Origin of the sequence: Novosphingobium sp. G106, assembly GCF_019075875.1 — a bacterium.
GTDB lineage: Bacteria > Pseudomonadota > Alphaproteobacteria > Sphingomonadales > Sphingomonadaceae > Novosphingobium.
The window spans coordinates 217,043-233,552 of sequence record NZ_JAHOOZ010000003.1; the positions used below are offsets into that span (position 1 = coordinate 217,043).

Genomic DNA, 16,510 nt, shown 5'->3' on the forward strand with positions numbered 1-16,510 from the left:
GGAGCAGCTCAACCGTTGAAGCTCTCAACGTAGCCGTTCTGCATGGGCTTGCCCGGCGCGATGTAATGCCACTCGACGCCGATCTCCCCGCACCAGGCCAGCACTGCGTTCGAGGTCAGCTCGGTGCCGTTGTCGCTGACGATCATCCCTGGCTTGCCGCGCTCGGCGATCAGATCGGTGAGCTCGCGCACGACCCTGCGCCCCGAGATCGAGGTGTCCGGCACCGCGCGGAGGCACTCCCGGGTCACATCATCGACGATGTTGAGCACCCGAAACCGGCGTCCCGACGCCATCTGATCGTGCACAAAGTCGAGGCTCCAGCGCTGGTTGGGCAGCGCCAGCACCGGCGCGGGAGCACGCGCACCGATAGCGCGGCGGCAGTTGCGTCTTCGTCGGACCGCCAGCTTCTCCTCGCGGTAGAGCCGCTGGGTCTTCTTGTGATTGATCACCACGCCCTCCCGACGCAGCAGGATGTGCAGCCGGCGATAGCCGAAACGGCGGCGCTGCTGAGCCAGCTCGCGCAGCTTCGACCGAAGCTCGGCATCATCATCCCGCTGCGACCGATAGCGCATGCTCTTCCGATCGGCGCCGATAACACGGTTGACGTCCCCCCGCTTTCTTCCTCCGGTTTGAATGAGAGTTTTCCGGTAATGTGATCCTCGTGCTGAAGGAGCATACCGTGAAGAAGAGTCGCTATACCGAAGAGCAGATCGCCTACGCGCTGAAGCAGGCGGAGACGGGAACCCCGGTGGCTGAAGTGCTGCGCCGGATGGGGATTTCGGAGCAGACGTTTTATCGCTGGAAGAAGCTGTATGGCGGGCTTGGCGTGGGCGAGTTGCGCCGGCTGAAGCAGCTCGAGGACGAGAACCGGAAGCTCAAGCAGCTGGTGGCAGATCTCAGCCTGGACAAGCATATCCTTCAGGACGTGCTGTCAAAAAAAGTCTGAGGCCTGCTCGGCAGCGCGAGATTGCCCGGTATGTGCAGTCAGCCCATGCGGTCAGCGAGCGACGCAGTTGCGCCGTGCTGACGTTTGATCGGCGAAGTGTGCGATACCGGTCCATCCGAGCCGATCAGACACCTCTGATCATGCGCATCCGGGACATCGCGCAGACCCGGATGCGATACGGCTACTTCAGGATCTACATCCTGCTTCGCCGTGAAGGATGGGTGGTGAACCACAAGAGGGTCTACCGGCTGTACCGGGAAGACGGCTTGAGTTTGCGGCTCAAACGGCCGCGCCGACACGTCAGCGCGGCTCGGCGGGAGAGGCAGCCGTCGGCGCTGGCCCCTAACGAGATGTGGTCGATGGACTTCGTCTCGGACGCCTTGTTCGATGGTCGGCGCTTGCGTGCTCTGACGGTTGTCGATGCCTACACCCGGGAGGCCCTGGCGATCGACGTCGACCAGGGCATCAAGGGCGAGCAGGTGGTCGAGGCGATGGACCGGATCGCATCGATCCGCGGTGCCCCGCGCGCTATACGCGTGGACAATGGCCCCGAGTTTATCTCGAAGGCGCTGGATCGCTGGGCCTACGAGAACGGGGTTACGCTGGACTTCTCGCGGCCTGGCAAGCCGACCGACAACGCCTTCGTGGAATCGTTCAATGGCCGGTTCCGCGACGAATGCCTGAACACCCATTGGTTCTTGTCTCTCGCCGACGCGAGGAGCAAGATCGACGCGTGGCGACGGGACTATAACGAGTGCCGTCCTCACACCTCCCTGGGCTGGCTTACGCCAGCCGAATTTGCCTCATCTGCCGGGGTTAACCCCGGCAGATGAGGGCCGGAAGCTCACATAATACCCGGACGCGAAACCGGGGGACCCTCAGAGGGCCGGAAGCTCACATAATACCCGGACGCGAAACCGGGGGACCCTCAGTACCAGCGCACGAGTGCTACTCGCGCATATTCGCTTTCGAGGTTGTCGGCGGGATCGAACAGGTTCTGCCCGCCTGTCTGGCGCTGGCCGCGGGTGAGCGCACCCAGGCTGTCGAGACGGCGGGCGATCGTCGAGATGAAACGGCGCTCTCCGCGGCAGTCGGTCGTGACCGGCCGGAAGATGGGCGCCGACGCCTGGTGTGTCCGGTTGGTTCGGCCGAGGCCCTGTATCGCCCTGTCCGCACGCCAGCCCGGCTCGAGCAGGAAATGAACCCGGCGCTGCTGGTTCGAGCAGTCGAGACTGGCGTGATAGGATCGCCCTGTTCCCCCTGCATCGGAGAACCAGCACGCGCTTGGTTCCAGCCATGAAGGCATTCGCATCGGCGAGGCTCTGCGAAGCTGAGCGCGGCTGAAGCTTTTGCCGTCCGTCAGGCAAAGCGATCAAGCGGCGGGTGCGGCCGGTGACTTCGGCCACGGCATCGACACCGTAGCGCGTGATGATGGCGTCGAGTGCCGGCACGATCGGCGGCAACGCGCCGAGCAGCTCGATTGTATCGGCTTTGATGCGCAGCGCCTCCTCGCAGTGAACCGGGTTACCGGCTTCGTCGAACAGAGGGCGCGAGCGCTCGTTGCCGTCATCATCGAAGAAGCTCTCCATCGCGCGCGTGGGGAAGGCATTGTCGAGGTAGTCCAGCACGAGCTCGCGCGGCGACAAATCGAGGCTGAGCTCGGCGCGGTCCTCGGCACCAAGATCGGCCAGGCGTCGGTCGAGCAGCGCCTCGGCAGTCGAAACAAGCTGGACAACCACGCTTTGGTCGGCCGACAGAGCTTCATCGATCGACGGCAGCAAGGTCGGCAGCTTCAGACTGAGCAGCAGCTGGCCGAAGAAGCGTTGCTTGGCGCTCTCGAAACGGGACCTCGCCGCGGACAGCGCCTGCCCGTTAAGTGTGTTACCGTCGATACGATCGATCACGCCGGCGAGGCCAAGGGCTTCCTCCATGTTGCGATGGATGATGGCCCAGGCTTCCGCATAAGCGTCGAAATCGCGGATCTGTTCGGTCGTCAGCGCATGTTCGAGGATATCGTACTCGACACCGGCATAGGAAAGCGCCCGCGCGGTATAGACGCCCATCCCCTTGAGGTCACGTGCGACCAGTTCCATGGCGGCGATGCCGCCCTCGCGGATTCGGCTGATGAAGCTGATCCGGTCGGGAAAGGCGGTCCCCTCGCCCCAAAGTCCGAGCCGCCCGGCGTAAGCAAGATTGTTGATGTCCGAAGCACCGGTAGCCGACGCGTAGACCACCCGCGCCCGTGGCAGACGGTTTTGTGGTTCAACGCCGGCGATACCTTGCTGCGAGCCGCTGATGGCGCCGTAGCGCCCTTCTCCGCCGGCGACGCCCCCCATCGCGTGTGCTTCATCGAACAGGATGAGACCATCGAAGTCGAGGCCGAGCCATTCGAGAAGCTGCTGCAGCCGTGTGCGATCGCCAGTCCCACTGCGAAGAGTGGCATAGGACAGGAAGACAATCCCGTCGCCACCCTCGATCCGCGACGTCGGCTTGAGCTTGGAGAGCGGGCGAATATCGAGCGCCGTGCCGCCCAGGGCCTGCCAGTCGCGGCGAGATCGATGCCCTTCTCGCGGACCTTGTATCTGCCAGGCAGGTCCTGCGATGTCGCGTCGAGCGCGTGGACCACTGTTTCGAGCTGCGCCGCACTGAGCACCTGGTTGTCGATGACGCTGGCAGGCAAGATCGGCCTGTAGGAAGGAACGGGCAAGGCCACTGACGCCATCGCCGCGGATTCCAGCACCGGTGACGGATGATCAGCCCCGCCAGGAAATCGCAAGCGCTGCGAGCGGTAAGCGACATATATGCCGATCTGCTTCCCCTCCTCGCCCGCTGCTTCGATAATCTCGAAAGCCACAGGGCGTGTTTCGCCTGACCCTTCCATCGCGGAAGGGCGCGGCGCGGCGCTGGGGCCGGATGCAAACCTGCGAAAGAGACGGCCATCATTGGCTTTTGGCCTTCCCGGCCTCTCCTCCCGCACGTCGGCAAGCTGAAGACGCTTTGGCAGTCCCGGTATTTGCGAGAGGAGCTCGGAAGCGGAGCCGAGTGTAATCGCTGGCGCATGACCGCCGGACAAACCCTTGTCGGCAACGAGCACCCGGACCAGGACCGACGTCCCCTGTTTTGTGAAAGCCCCCGACAATCGGCAATCAAGCCGGACAGTCGCGCCGGCGATGGCGCGCTTGTAGCTTTCGGAGTGGGGTCCGGTCGCCGAGAAACTGTCGGGCATCACTGCGACAAGTCGGCCGCCAGGAGCAAGAACTGAAAGTCCCGCGGCGAAGTGCCGCGCAGCGACGCTTCCATCGGCGTGGCCTGAAGCGTTTCTGGAGAACGGCGGGTTCATGAGAATGACCGTCGGTCTGTGGGTGATGATGCTGCCGATCTTGGCCGCGTCGTGATCGGTCACCACCGATTGAGCAAAAAGCCGCCCAAGTACTGCCTTCCGGACGGGGTCGAGTTCATTGAGCTGGAGCGAGGTTGCCCCCCTCGCCCACTGGGCCAGCATGCCGATTCCCGCACTGGGTTCCAGGACATGATCGACCGGTGTGATTGCCGCGAGCCGCCCAACCATCCATGCGAGTCCAGCAGGGGTAGAGAAGTGCTGGAGCGCGACCTGGTCTTCGCTTCGCACCGTTTGGGTGGGAAGCCTCGCTTCCAGTGTCTCCAGCTGGGCGACGGCGGCGATCGCGTCCAGCGGGATCTCGGTTGAGGACAGCGCCATGACCAAGGCGATTTCGCACATCTGGAAGCTGTCGCGCTGTGTCCACACGCCTTCTCGCGATGTCGCTTGGAAGGCTTCACTCATAGCGTCGTTCACTGCGGCCCGAGTTATGAGTGCCACAGAAGTGAGCAGGGAGTGGGAGATAGCGGCGGCCGCGGACGAGAGGTGCGCTGCGACCTGTTGCGCATCGAGCGTTTGGCTGGGCATTGGGGTTCCCTTCTTTCGACCCAACAACTGGATCGCGAAGGTCCCTCCCCCTTTCCTCTATCCGTTCGCGTCGCCATGTCGGCCCAATATGGCCGTGGCGACGGATAATATTGTTGCGCCTCAATAACTTAGGCACCAACTGGACAATTTCACGTTGCGTTGGAAGCTGGGAAGGCGATTCCAATTGCCCCGATCAGCTGGTCTTCGCTCACTCGCGTTTCTGATCTGCCGTGGCAAGCATTCAGACCCGTACCCGCTATCACCCTCACTAAAATCAAATGCCCTAAAGGCTTCGACTAGGTTAGATTGGTTTATATGACTTTTACTAAGGTTAGGGGCTCGGGAGATGCTCGAAATCGAGCGATTCCATGCGAGTCGCGTTGGTCGGGGTGTTCCTGATGGGTCGAGAGTTCGTTCTCGTTGTGTCGACGCTGGCGTTCCTGAAAGGTCGACGGTCTGTTCCTGATAGGTCGACTTGCGTTCCTAATGTATCGAAGGTTTGGGTAGAGCGTGCTTCGATGCCGTCGGATTGAATCATTTCGCACGGTCTGTGAGCCAATGAGGTTCAAATTTGTGCCGCTCGCCGCGCGTTTCGTGTTTCAATTGAAGCCTCGCCTCTTCCACCCGACACTTCAGGAACATGGGCCGCGGCGAATTCGGCACTAGCCGCGCAGTTCGTGGCGATGATTCTCATGGTGGCGTTTGACCCACCCAATGAACGCCTTCTGCCAGTCGGCCGGGGAGCGCGTTGCATCGGCATTTACCCAGCGTTCGAAATCCGCATGCAGGGCGTATAGATCCCATCCCGGGCACTTCTCCCGGAGATGGTCGATCGTGTCATCGGTCATGAACCCGCGCGTACCAGCGGTCGACAAGCCTGCGATCGTCGAACGGATAAGTGAATGTGCGTCGAGTATCGAGGACGGCGAGGATTCTATCGCCTCGCCTTCGACGCTGGATTTCGACCTTGACGTCCGTGCCGGAGCTTCGAGTTTCCCCGGGGAAACACTCTGGACGCTGGATTGGTCAGCCAACCGTTTTTCTGCTCCGTTCTTACCATCCACACGGCGCATTCGAAGGTTGGGCTCCCCTCCCCCTGCCCGGCTCGATAGATAAACCGTAACCAGGCAGGTCGTCTTTTTCAGCCAGCTTCAGCATTTCAAATTTAAAGCGGCGGTAAAGACCCTCGGCCCCGGATTTTTCGAACAACACGGGCATCGAGATCGCAAAGCCGTCGTCGCCGGCGCCTCCTGCATGTTTTCGCGCGACGCGGTACAGCCAGCGCTCACGACCGCCTGTGATATCGAAATAGGCGCGGTCGATCGAGAGAACGCCACCCTTCATCATGACGCCCTCCCAGAACCAGTTGGAAAGCTCAAGGGTCATGCCCCGAGATCTTTCGGTGCGCTCGTCAACAAGTTGGGTCCAACCGTCTAACCAACTGAAGGTGGCCTCGCGGCGATTCTCGGCGCGAATGTTCGTTTTGATAGTTGTGGAAACGAGGCGGTCCAGTGACTGACCCAGCAGCTCGTACGCGCGCCCGGTTGTGGGTCGGCCGATGGCCCGAAGAAGGTCATAAGGCATAATGTGTAGTTTGCGGGGAACATCGTTTTGGCCGCGCCGTGCCATGTCAGCCAAGACGCTTGCGCAATAGATGAGTATGTCCGCGTCCCAAATCGTGGCCATGCCATAGTCGGGATTAGCGGACACATGGACCCAGAGTTTCCCGTCGGGGGAGGTGTAGTCGATCGGCTTGGTGCGCTTTGACTTGGCGAGGCTGAAGAACGGACGCTCCATCATCTCGCGCTGATCGCGCAGCGGCAAATCAGCGAGATAGGGCAGGAACAAATCGAACTGTTCAGCGATGCCTTGTTTGCGTGCTTCGGTCATCCGAGAATCCCGGGGCAGGGGAGGGTGGTAAAAAGTTTCCCCGGGGAAACTTTCCGGTCGGCGGAAGAGATTGCCGGCCTGAAGTTCACCTCATCAGACCTTTCCCTTGGGATTCGAGATCGGCCAAAGCGTTCTTGAGCGCTTCTACGAGGTCATCGATTTCCGCTCCCGATCCCGAGTGCAGCCGAACTGTGACCCCTTGGCGGTTGGCAGATTGAACGGTTAGCATCGGCCGGCCGAGCGGTGAACTAGCAGCGAATAGAGCCTCTCGGCCATCGGCGCCCGCCGCCGCAGACAGGAGTCGCTTAAGGACCTCCGGCGCGGGAATGAGAGGTTGAGATTTGCTACGGCGCGCAGCTTGCTCTTTTCCGATCGCGATAGCTGCTCGGGAAATTGCACCGGCCGCGACCTTGTCGTCTAGTGCTTGGGCAAGGGTGTAGCCCGGCTTGAGCTGAAGATCGGCCGGGGACGCAAAGGCACCTACAATCGCGTCGGGAATCGCAGCGACTTTAAGCATCTTGGAGAGCCAGCCCTTGGAGACGCGCAGGCGCTCCGCCATTCTCGTTGCTCGGTTGCCGTAGTGGGTCTTCAGTGCTGCAGCATAATTTCGAGCGCGCTCGAGGTCTGACACGTCCTTGCGGGCACGGTTCTCGATGTCTGCGAGCCGGAAGGCCGCCTCGTCATCAAGGTTGGCAACCTGGGCGACGAACTGCATGTCCGGATAGCTGTTTCCCCGAAGCCAGCTGATCGCGAAATGTCGGCGGGTCCCGGCAATGACCTCGAAGTCGCACTGCGGGTCCCCCTCGACCCTCCGGACGACCGCAGGAACCTTCTGCCCACCTTCGGCAATGATAGCGTCGATGAGTTCGCGGCAGCTCTCTTCCGAAAGGTGCGCGTAAGAGCGGGCATTTCCAGGCCAAATACGGACGCGCGCCGGATCGAGAAGGAGCTGGGTAACTTGACGGACTTCGCCAGTAGCAACGCGCGCCAGCGCGCTCTCGCGGCTGAGCAGAGTAGTGCCCCGGGGGGCGCTCACGGACAGGTGACGCTGGCTCTACGATCTCAGACGAGGGGAGGGTGCTTGGGCTTTCCTGGTCCTCTGCGAGGAGATCGGCGAGATAGTCGGATTGCTTACGGGCCATGGCTTATCTCCGTCCCGATCTGGAAGGGTTGTGACGAGCGACGTTCAAGCTATGCAGTCGCATGGAGCAGTTCCTCTTCCGAGGCGGGCGCAATGCGGCCCCAGCTCTGGCGAACGAGTTGCTCGATTTGGCCCATCGCCTCGTCGAGGTTTGCTTTGCAGCGCTTGTGGGTTCGTGGGGTCCCGATCGGCTTTTCGAGTTCGAAAACCGTCATCATCCGAAGCGCAGCATGGCTAATCTCCGCGGAATCGAGAATGGGTACCGGAAGTAGCGCGGGCCCGAATGTCTGCTCCATGATGGAACGGACCATGGCGTGGCTGGGATCGTTGCTATCGAATTTAGAGCAAATCAGCCGCACAAAGCTGTAGTCCACCTCGATACCTACCGAGCTCAGCTGGCTCAAAACCTGGTCAAGCATTGAGAGGAATTGCACCGTTGAACAGAAATCAGGTGTGGTTGCCGCGAGCGGCACGAGAAGGGCGTTTGCTGCCTGCATAACTGCGAGGCTGATTGTGCCAAGCGCGGGCGGCGGGTCGAGAATAACGATGTCGTAGTTGCGGGCGAGATCCATCAGGCCCTGTTTGAGCTTTCGAAAGCGGGCCGCGAGAATCGACTGGCCATCTGCACCTGAGGCCGCGAGTTCGTACTCGACGTCGAAGAGCTCAAGGTTTGACGGGATGAGGTCCACGTTCGGCCAAGGCGTGTGTTTTACAGCGTAGAGCAGGTCGGCCTGGGTCGGGTCGATTGAGAGATACGGGTACAACGTCTCTTCACGGGTGATGTTAAAATGCGGATTGAACCCGAAGAGGGTGGTCGTAGTCGCCTGACTGTCGCAGTCGACCACCAGAACGCGGTAGCCTTGCACCCCGAAGTAGTGCGCGAGGTGGGTGGTCACGGTGGATTTGCCGACGCCACCCTTGAAATTCTGCACGGCGATCACCGCCGGCACATCTAGGGGAGCCCGCTCTGGCGACGCGCCAAGAACGCTGCGCATGTTTTGTAGCTCTTCGACGGAATACCCAGGGCGGCGACCATTTTCGGAAGCAGGGGGGAGGGGGGAGACGCCCATCCTCTTCAGCCATGCGAATGCGGTTCGTGGAACAATTGAGAAGCTGCGCTGCCTCGGCTATTCCAAAGCGAATGCTCAGCTCTTTTCGACTTTCGGGCAAAAAAGCCTTGCGGCGAAGTCTCTCGATCATTCGTTCGCCGGCTTCCGCCATGTCCCCGATCTGACTCACGACTGAATGTACGCTTGCCACTCTGGCGTCTCCTTGAAGCTTTTCTCAAGCAGATGTGCCATAAGTCATTCATTTATGCAATTCAGCGACATTTTTCACCAACACACGCGCGAACCGGACGAACGGGCGTCAAGCTTTGGGGAAAATCAGAGAGAATCAGCATCCTGCTGCGGCGCGTAAGCCCGAATTTGACCTCAGACGGCCCTTCCAGCGCTTTCGCGCGCCAGCGGCCCTCCTGCCCTACCGAGCGCGCCGTTTGGCTCTGTACGAGGCTGAAACAGGACTTCAAATTTCTCTAGTAATTACAAAATACTAAATGCCGTTTTCCGGTGAGGAGCCCAAAATACTCCGTGTTGCAGTATATTCTCATCGTGCAGCGCGTTCGGACTGGCTTTCTAACAACGCGTCGATCGCTGCCATCTCTTCGTCAAATGCATCGAAGGCTGCGGCAAGATTCCGGTCACTGGGTAGGGGAGGGGCTCCTTAGTGGGACGCCCCGCCTTAGGCTCCACATAACCGAATTCCGCGGCGAGGTCGGGCGTGAGGAACAGGCGCCAGGTGCGGCGCTGCGTGATCTCCTCAAGTAGGCGGGCTTCCTTCGCGCGTTCGAGCAGCTTGCTGGCGCCAGCCACGCTGAGCCCTAGCCGATCGGCGACCGCCTGGGGGGAGAGCAGCGGGCGGTGGTGGCTGAGCGCAAGCAGCGCGGGGAGGGCGCCAGGGCGATACTGCTCGGCAATGGCCCGCTGGGCATCGCGGTAGAAACGCTCGAGTGCGTGTATCCGATCGAGGCCCGCAAGAGCGCTGCTGCCTAGCGCGCGCAGCGCGGCGAGCCAGTCGTCGTCTTGCGGCGTCTTCTTGAGCCGGAAGGCCTTCACCCCGCCGGCGAGGCAGGGGAGGGGGCTCGCGGTCATCTTCATGTCGCGCAGCGCAAAGGGGAGTGCGAGCCAGGGGACGATGCTGCCAACGGCGCGTGCATGCTGGCGTACGCGGTCGAACGCGCGTACGAGAGGCGGGTGGTCTGCGGCTTCTGCCGGTTCGCCGATCGCGAGCGGCAGCGCGTCGCGCCAGGCGAGGGGATCGCTATCGGCAAGCGCGGCCTCCCAGGGCTCGAAGTCTTCGTAGACGTCGAGATGCGTGGTACGGAGGGCGCGGCCGGGCACTTTGAGTCCGCAGCCCCAGGAAAATACGTCGATTTCGTCGATCTCGGCCTGCTGCAGTTGTAAGGCCTTGGCATAGCCCGACCACATTGCGCGCCGCGCCCAGGCCTTGGCTACCGGACTGACGCAAATCCGGGCGTCGAGGCGAGAAATCGCGCCCGTGCAAGAGGCGATCGCACTGGCCATCTGCGCGCTATAAGCGGGGCCGTAACGGCCCGATCCGGACGCCTGTTCCATGCCATCTTTTAACCCGGAGGCCATTTTAGTCAACTTGGCCGTGATACTTAGTCGTGATAATGGGAGATTATCGCGACCCTATCTTTTAAGCCGATTTGCCGGTATCGCTTACTGTCGGTTTCCGCATACGGCCGGACTCAAGGACCTCCCGCGATTTAGCGCGTCAGAATGTTCGCAAACCTCCGGATTTTGGGCAAAATACGGCCGGACTGGCGGGCTCTTGCCGCGCTAATCCCGCGGAGCCGCGTCGTTTCCGGTCTACGCGTACAGCGCACTCACGAAGCGCCTGACCGCTCGGGGGAGCGCGTGGCGTGTGTCGCGGTGCGGCAGCAGAATCCATCTAAGCCCGCAGTTCTGCATCAATCAGCACTGGCCAGGACGTCGTCGAATTTATATCATACGGGGGCAACCGGTCGGTTGCCCCCGTTCTATGGAATGTGACAAATGGCCCTGATTGGCTACGCCCGCGTTTCCACCGATGAGCAGGACACGGCCGCGCAGCGCGATGCGCTTCGCGCCGAGGTCTGCAGCGTGATTCTGGAGGACAAGGCCAGCGGCGGCAGCCGCGAACGGCCGAACCTCGCTCGGGCACTGGAAAGGGTAGGGCAGGGAGATACCCTGCTGGTCGTCCGCATCGACCGTCTGGCGCGCTCGTTGTCGCATTTGTTGGAGATCGTCGAGACTTTGCGCACCAAGGATGCCTACTTCCGCTCGATCAACGATCCGATCGACACCTCGAGCGCGCAGGGCATGTTGATGACCCAGATGCTTGGCGCCTTTGCCGAGTTCGAGCGGGCGCTGATCCGTGAACGGACGCGGGCCGGGCTCAAAGCGGCGGTCGCGCGCGGGGCAAAGCCCGGCAACCCGAAGATGCGCGCGCGCGATCCTGCGGCGATCGCCGAGATCCGCTACAGCCACAACGAGCGCTATCTCCACGCGCTGGTTGACGGACGGCAGCGCTGGCTGCCCACGGTCGAGCGTCTGCGCCCGCATCTTCCCTGGGCGCTGGTGCCTGCGCCAGATCCGCGCGATCTCGCCGGCGGCGCGGTCGTTCAGCGAGCGCACGCTGGTAAAAGCGTGCCGCACGTTGGTCAGAGCCGGCTATGCGAACGCGGTCATCCTCGATCCCGCACCGCGTTTGCCGCCCGACACGCGTGTGGCTCGGCTCGTGGCCGACCGGCTGAGAACGCACCCCGATTCTACGCTGCGCGAGATTGCCTCCTGGCTGTCACGTGATCTGCGCGAACCGACCCCGCGCGGTGGTTTCGCGTGGGCGCCCGAAGGGGTCAGGCGCGTGATCGCCAAGGCCAAGGCGCTGCATCTGCTCGATGAAGGAGCAGACGAGGCGGGTGAAGATCGCCTATAGTCGGCGCGCAACTATAGCACTTCCGTCCTGCAGCGAGGAGAGAATTTCCGCGGCTTTCGCCACCGGCCGTTCCTGCTCGACGCGCTCTGAATGCCGGTCGGTCATTTGCTCGGTGTGCGGCCTGAGCAGCACCGTGAACCGGACCAGTTCCTCCATGACATCGACGATCCGGTCATAGTAGCTCGAGGGGAGCATCCGGCCCGCGGCGTCGAATTCCTTGTAGACCATCGAGACGTTGGACTGGTTCGGGATCGTTACCATGCGCATCCAGCGCCCGAGGATCCGAAAAGCGCCGCGAACTCAAGCACGTTATCTAGGTGCTGTTCGACAGTTTCCGGGAACATAAATCTGCCATGCTATCGGCATTCTACCGTGAGGTGCGCAAGCTCGTGAACGGACACAAGCCTGCTGCGAATAATCGCCCCAGTGACGCCGCGATCGGCAACGACGCTGACAATGGCTGCATGGGCATCCGGCCCCACGCGCCAGACATGCAAATCCGCAATCCTGGCATCGCCGGGCGTCTCGACCAGTTCGCGCACTTCCTCAGCCACGTGATCGTCTGTCCGGTCGAGCAGAACGGCAGCCGTGTCGCGCAGCAGGCTCCAGGACCAGCGCGCGATGACGACCGCGCCGACGATCCCCATTACGGGGTCCATCCACACCCATCCAAGATAACGGCCCGTGAGCAGGGCAGCGATGGCCAGCAGAGAGGTTAGGGCGTCGGCAAGGACGTGGACGTAGGCCGACCGCAGATTGTTGTCACCGCGATGGGCCGCATGTCCATGGTCATGATGTCCGTCATGATGGTTTTCGTGCCCATGGCCGCCCGAGAGCAGGAAGGCGCTAGCGATGTTCACCGCGAGCCCAACGATAGCGATGATGGTCGCTTCCCCGAACGCAACAGCAGTTGGCTGCAGCAGCCGGAGAACCGATTCCACGCCGATCCAGAGCGCGATCAGGCCGAGCACCATCGCCGACGCGAACCCGGCCAGATCGCCAACCTTGCCCGTGCCGAAGCTGTAGTTCGGGCTGCGTGCGTGCCGCTTGGCATAGGTATAGGCGGCAGCGGCCACCGACAATGCGCCAGCGTGCGTTGCCATGTGAAAGCCGTCGGCCAGAAGCGCCATCGAGCCTGTCATATAGCCGGCGATGATCTCACCAACCATCATCACTGTGGTGAGTGGTATCACCCAGCGCGTACGGCGCGCATTCTCGTCATGCGATGAACCCAGAAACACGTGATTATGAGTGTGGCCGTCAATGTCGGGCAGCGTCGTTATACTCATTCCTATTTCGCGTAACGGCGGATCACCACCAGCAGTTCGTTCGCACCTTCAGCGCGTTCCTTGTCCGTGAGTCCGGGCGCCGAAACATGGGCTTCGAGGTGCTCAGCGATGATCTGATCCAAAAGACCGTTCACGGCGCCGCGGACTGCGGCCACAAGATGTAAAATCTCACTGCATCCTGCGTCCGATTGTAGCGCACGCTCAACGGCGCCGACCTGGCCCGAAATACGGCGGACGCGCGCTACGAGATCGCTATTGCTGTGGAAAAGGTGCGCCATAGGCATACCCCCTACCCCTATACAGTGTAACGGTAAAGGGGTGGCAGATACGAACAGCCAAAATGACGGCTATGTAGCTATTGGAACGTGGGCTCACGCGACCAGGGATAAGGCGCGCCAGACAGTCAGTCCGCCGGGGAGATCCACGTGCCGTCGCTATCCTTCAAAACCAGAACCTTATTCCAGCGACAAAATTCACCGCGTCAGGATTTTCCCCGGCGAGTCGCGCAAATCTTGCAGTATCCCCGGTCCTCTTGGCCCACTCGAACCCGACATACGGCGCAAACTCCTTGCGCATCTCGTATCGCAGCCGCGCACCCAGTTCGAAGCTTGAAAGACCCGATCCAACGCCGATCGCAGGCATGTCCTGCGCGGAGAAGTTGATTTCGACGCGAGGCTGGAAAATGAGCCGCTGGGTGATGCGCTCATCGTAGCTGCCTTCAAGCCGCCCACGGACATCGCCCTTGTCCGAGAGAAAGATTTGCCCCGTCACGTGGAACCAATAGGGCGCGATGCCCTCGACGCCGACCACGCCGTAGGTGCGCGATGGGTTGGGTACGATGTCATGCCGCAGACCGACATGAGCGTTCCAGAACGGCGAAATCGCTCGCGAATAGAGCGCCTGGACTTCAACGTCCTTGATGGCTTCACCAAAGGTGCCTTCACCTTCGCCCTTGATCAGCAAGCGATTGATGTCGCCGCCGAACCAAGCTTCACCTTCCCAACGATAACCGTCGCCGCCTTTGCGCGCCTGATATTCGGCGAGATCGAAAAGGATCTTCGATCCGCTGAATGCGCCATTTTCCCGCCGGAGCCCTTCGCGCGCTCGGGCCATTTCGACAGGGTCGAACAAGGCATCCGCGGCGTGGTCGGTTGGAAGTGCAGGTGCCGGAGCGGTGCCAACTTCGCCGCCGCTGGGCGCCATACCTGGCATTTCCGCCATGCCGTGACCCGACTGATCCATGGTGCTCGTGTCCGATGGACTGGCAGGCTTGGAGGTCGCCTTGTGCCCAGCATGCGGATCGGCCTGGTCGGACGTCGGAGCAGCAGCGCCCTGCATGTCATGGTTGCCGTGATCTTCGGCGGGTGCCGGCGCCGGCTTAGCCTCTGCGGGCTTTGGCGCGGCCTTCATGTCCATGCCCGGCATGGAGGACTGGGCGGAAGCCATGGCGGGTACGCCGAGCAGCGCCGCGGCACTGGCGAGCAGAAGAGTTCTCATGCCGCGTCCTCCTCGTGGCGAACGGTTACGACACGGAACATGCCCGACATCATGTGAAGCAGCATGTGGCAATGAAACGCCCAGTCGCCGAGACCGTCGGCGGTCAGATCGAACGACACCTTGCCCCCAGGCAGGACATTGACCGTATGCTTCAGCGGGTGATGGCCGGGATTGCCCGTCACGACCTCGAAGAAGTGGCCGTGAAGGTGGATCGGATGCGGCATCATCGTGTCGTTGATGAGATTGACGCGCACCCGCTCCATATGCCGGAAGGGGATCGGGTCAGTGTTCTCGCTAAACTTCTCACCATCGAACGACCACATGTAGCGTTCCATGTTGGCGGTCAGATGCAGGTCGATTTCGCGGGATGGCGTGCGGGAGTCGGGATTGGGCGCGAGCGACTTCAGGTCGCGATAGGTGAGCACGCGGTGATCGACATTCTCAAGTCCGGTCGGGCGCTCGCCCGTTCGGTCCACGGGCATCGGGGCCAGCGTCGCGACTCCTGGCCCCATTTTGACCTGCGGCGCGACGGACGGATCGCGCATCTTCATCGATCCGTGATCCATGCCGCCCATGTCATGGCCCATTGCCGAGTGGTCCATCCCGGCCATTTCGCCGCCGGACGTATCCATGTTCGTCATTCCGCCGCCGCTCGCGGCGTTCTCGGACGACATGTCCATGTTGCCCATGCCCATGTCCTTCATCGTCAGGATGGGGCGCTCGCGGATTACGGGGATTGGCGCCGCCATGCCAAGGCGCGGCGCCAGCGTAGCGCGGACTTGACCCGAGCGGTCGATAGCCTCGGCAATGAAGCCGTAAGCCTGTTCGGCCGAAGGCTGGACGATCACATCGTAAGTCTCGGCGATGCCGATCTGGAACTCGTCGGTCTCGACCGGCTGCACGTTCTGCCCGTCGGCGGCGACCAAGGTCATGGCAAGCCCCGGAATCCGGACATTGAAGTTGGTCATCGCCGATGCATTGATGATCCTCAGGCGTACACGCTCGCCGGCCGCGAAAAGCCCCGTCCAGTTGGCCGCGCTGTCGTGGCCGTTGACTAGGAAATGGTAGGTCGAGCCGGTGACGTCAGATATATCGGTTGGATCCATCCGCATCTTTGCCCACATGCGCCGTTCGGAAGCGCTTTGGTCCTTGCCGGCCAACAGCCCGGAAAGCGTCTGCTTCTGCATATTGAAATAGCCCGGCTGCACCTTCAGCTTGCGCAGCAGTTCATGCGGATGGGTGAAGCTCCAGTCGGCAAGCAGGATCACATGCTCGCGGTCATAGGCAACGGGGTCGGATCCCGCGGGATCGATCACGATCGCGCCATAGAGCCCCATCGCTTCCTGCATCCCCGAATGGCTATGATACCAGTAGGTGCCCGACTGACGCACCGGGAACTCGTAGAGAAAGCTCTGTCCCGGCTTGATCCCGGGGAAACTGACGCCCGGAACGCCGTCCATCTGGAACGGGACCAGCAGGCCGTGCCAGTGGATCGAGGTTTCCTCGGTGAGGGTGTTCGCCACCGCCAGGCGGACATTCTGACCTTCCTTTAGCCGAATGACAGGTCCGGGAGTGGCGCCGTTGATACCGATGGCATGTCCTTCGCGTCCCGCGACGCCGATCATTGCACGGCCGATCGAGAGACGAATGTCCTCGCCGGCCACCGTCGCCATGGGCGCGGTAAGTCCTTGCGTTCCACTGCGAGCCCAGGCCGGTAGCGCCGCTGAAAGTGCGAGCCCTCCGCCTCCCCACGCGACGGAGCGTATCAGAGAGCGTCGATCGAGTGAGATTGCTGGCATGGGCATGACCGGATAAAATTGACG

Annotated in this window: 6 protein-coding genes and 9 pseudogenes; 2 read left to right on the forward strand and 13 right to left on the reverse strand. The window is 61.8% G+C overall.

All coding sequences use genetic code 11. The features are described from left to right. Nucleotides 1–11: 11 nt before the first annotated feature. Nucleotides 12–599 (reverse strand): annotated as a pseudogene (locus tag KRR38_RS33205) (IS3 family transposase); the annotation flags it as partial. 80 nt (nt 600–679) lie between these two features. Between KRR38_RS33205 and KRR38_RS33210 the strand changes: the two are divergent. Continuing rightward, nucleotides 680–1,779, forward strand: a protein-coding gene (locus KRR38_RS33210) for an IS3 family transposase (protein ID WP_375293498.1) whose coding sequence is annotated in 2 segments (ribosomal slippage) — nt 680–941 and nt 941–1,779 — 1,101 coding nt in all. Because the reading frame shifts where the segments join, the coding sequence is not laid out codon by codon here. A gap of 98 nt (nt 1,780–1,877) precedes the next feature. Here the strand turns inward: KRR38_RS33210 and KRR38_RS38070 are convergent. From KRR38_RS38070 to KRR38_RS33240, 7 genes and pseudogenes are all read right to left on the reverse strand, one after another. Beyond that, nucleotides 1,878–2,742, reverse strand: a pseudogene (locus KRR38_RS38070) (strawberry notch C-terminal domain-containing protein); the annotation flags it as partial. A 231-nt stretch (nt 2,743–2,973) separates the two neighbouring features. Beyond that, nucleotides 2,974–3,678: pseudogene (locus tag KRR38_RS38075) on the reverse strand (strawberry notch-like NTP hydrolase domain-containing protein); the annotation flags it as partial. Then, nucleotides 3,585–4,871 (reverse strand): annotated as a pseudogene (locus KRR38_RS37580) (methylase); the annotation flags it as partial. The pseudogenes KRR38_RS37580 and KRR38_RS38075, both read right to left, overlap by 94 nt. Before the next feature lie 662 nt (nt 4,872–5,533). Beyond that, a pseudogene (locus KRR38_RS33225) lies at nt 5,534–6,761 on the reverse strand (replication initiator protein A). Between the two features lie 85 nt (nt 6,762–6,846). Next, a pseudogene (locus KRR38_RS33230) lies at nt 6,847–7,903 on the reverse strand (ParB/RepB/Spo0J family partition protein). 49 nt (nt 7,904–7,952) lie between these two features. Further along, a pseudogene (locus KRR38_RS33235) lies at nt 7,953–9,123 on the reverse strand (AAA family ATPase). 413 nt (nt 9,124–9,536) lie between these two features. After that, on the reverse strand, nt 9,537–10,535 hold the full coding sequence (locus KRR38_RS33240; RefSeq protein ID WP_254515863.1) for a helix-turn-helix domain-containing protein: 999 nt from the start codon (nt 10,533–10,535) through the stop codon (nt 9,537–9,539). Between the two features lie 444 nt (nt 10,536–10,979). Here KRR38_RS33240 and KRR38_RS33245 point away from each other — a divergent pair. Next, nucleotides 10,980–11,901: pseudogene (locus KRR38_RS33245) on the forward strand (recombinase family protein). Here KRR38_RS33245 and KRR38_RS33250 read toward each other — a convergent pair. The 5 genes and pseudogenes from KRR38_RS33250 to KRR38_RS33270 form a co-directional block, all read right to left on the reverse strand. Beyond that, nucleotides 11,896–12,186 (reverse strand): annotated as a pseudogene (locus KRR38_RS33250) (arsenical resistance protein ArsH); the annotation flags it as partial. The pseudogenes KRR38_RS33245 and KRR38_RS33250 overlap by 6 nt on opposite strands. Before the next feature lie 71 nt (nt 12,187–12,257). Next, on the reverse strand, nt 12,258–13,190 hold the full coding sequence (dmeF, locus tag KRR38_RS33255) for a CDF family Co(II)/Ni(II) efflux transporter DmeF (RefSeq protein ID WP_217408052.1): 933 nt from the start codon (nt 13,188–13,190) through the stop codon (nt 12,258–12,260). Nucleotides 13,191–13,192: 2 nt separating this feature from the next. After that, complete coding sequence (locus tag KRR38_RS33260; protein WP_217408053.1) at nt 13,193–13,468, reverse strand: metal/formaldehyde-sensitive transcriptional repressor; 276 nt, start codon at nt 13,466–13,468, stop codon at nt 13,193–13,195. Between the two features lie 163 nt (nt 13,469–13,631). Continuing rightward, a complete protein-coding gene (locus tag KRR38_RS33265; RefSeq protein WP_309141244.1) occupies nt 13,632–14,393 on the reverse strand; it encodes a copper resistance protein B in 762 nt (253 codons plus the stop codon). Nucleotides 14,394–14,683: 290 nt separating this feature from the next. Continuing rightward, complete coding sequence (locus tag KRR38_RS33270; protein WP_217408055.1) at nt 14,684–16,486, reverse strand: copper resistance system multicopper oxidase; 1,803 nt, start codon at nt 16,484–16,486, stop codon at nt 14,684–14,686. Nucleotides 16,487–16,510 lie beyond the last annotated feature (24 nt).

What these genes read in the sequence shown, in the direction of transcription:
- KRR38_RS33240 (WP_254515863.1), bottom strand. Translation starts at nt 10,535, where the DNA reads ATGGAACAGGCGTCCGGATCGGGCCGTTACGGCCCCGCTTATAGCGCG.
- dmeF (WP_217408052.1), bottom strand. Translation starts at nt 13,190, where the DNA reads ATGAGTATAACGACGCTGCCCGACATTGACGGCCACACTCATAATCAC.
- KRR38_RS33260 (WP_217408053.1), bottom strand. Translation starts at nt 13,468, where the DNA reads ATGGCGCACCTTTTCCACAGCAATAGCGATCTCGTAGCGCGCGTCCGC.
- KRR38_RS33265 (WP_309141244.1), bottom strand. Translation starts at nt 14,393, where the DNA reads ATGGCGCCCAGCGGCGGCGAAGTTGGCACCGCTCCGGCACCTGCACTT.
- KRR38_RS33270 (WP_217408055.1), bottom strand. Translation starts at nt 16,486, where the DNA reads ATGCCAGCAATCTCACTCGATCGACGCTCTCTGATACGCTCCGTCGCG.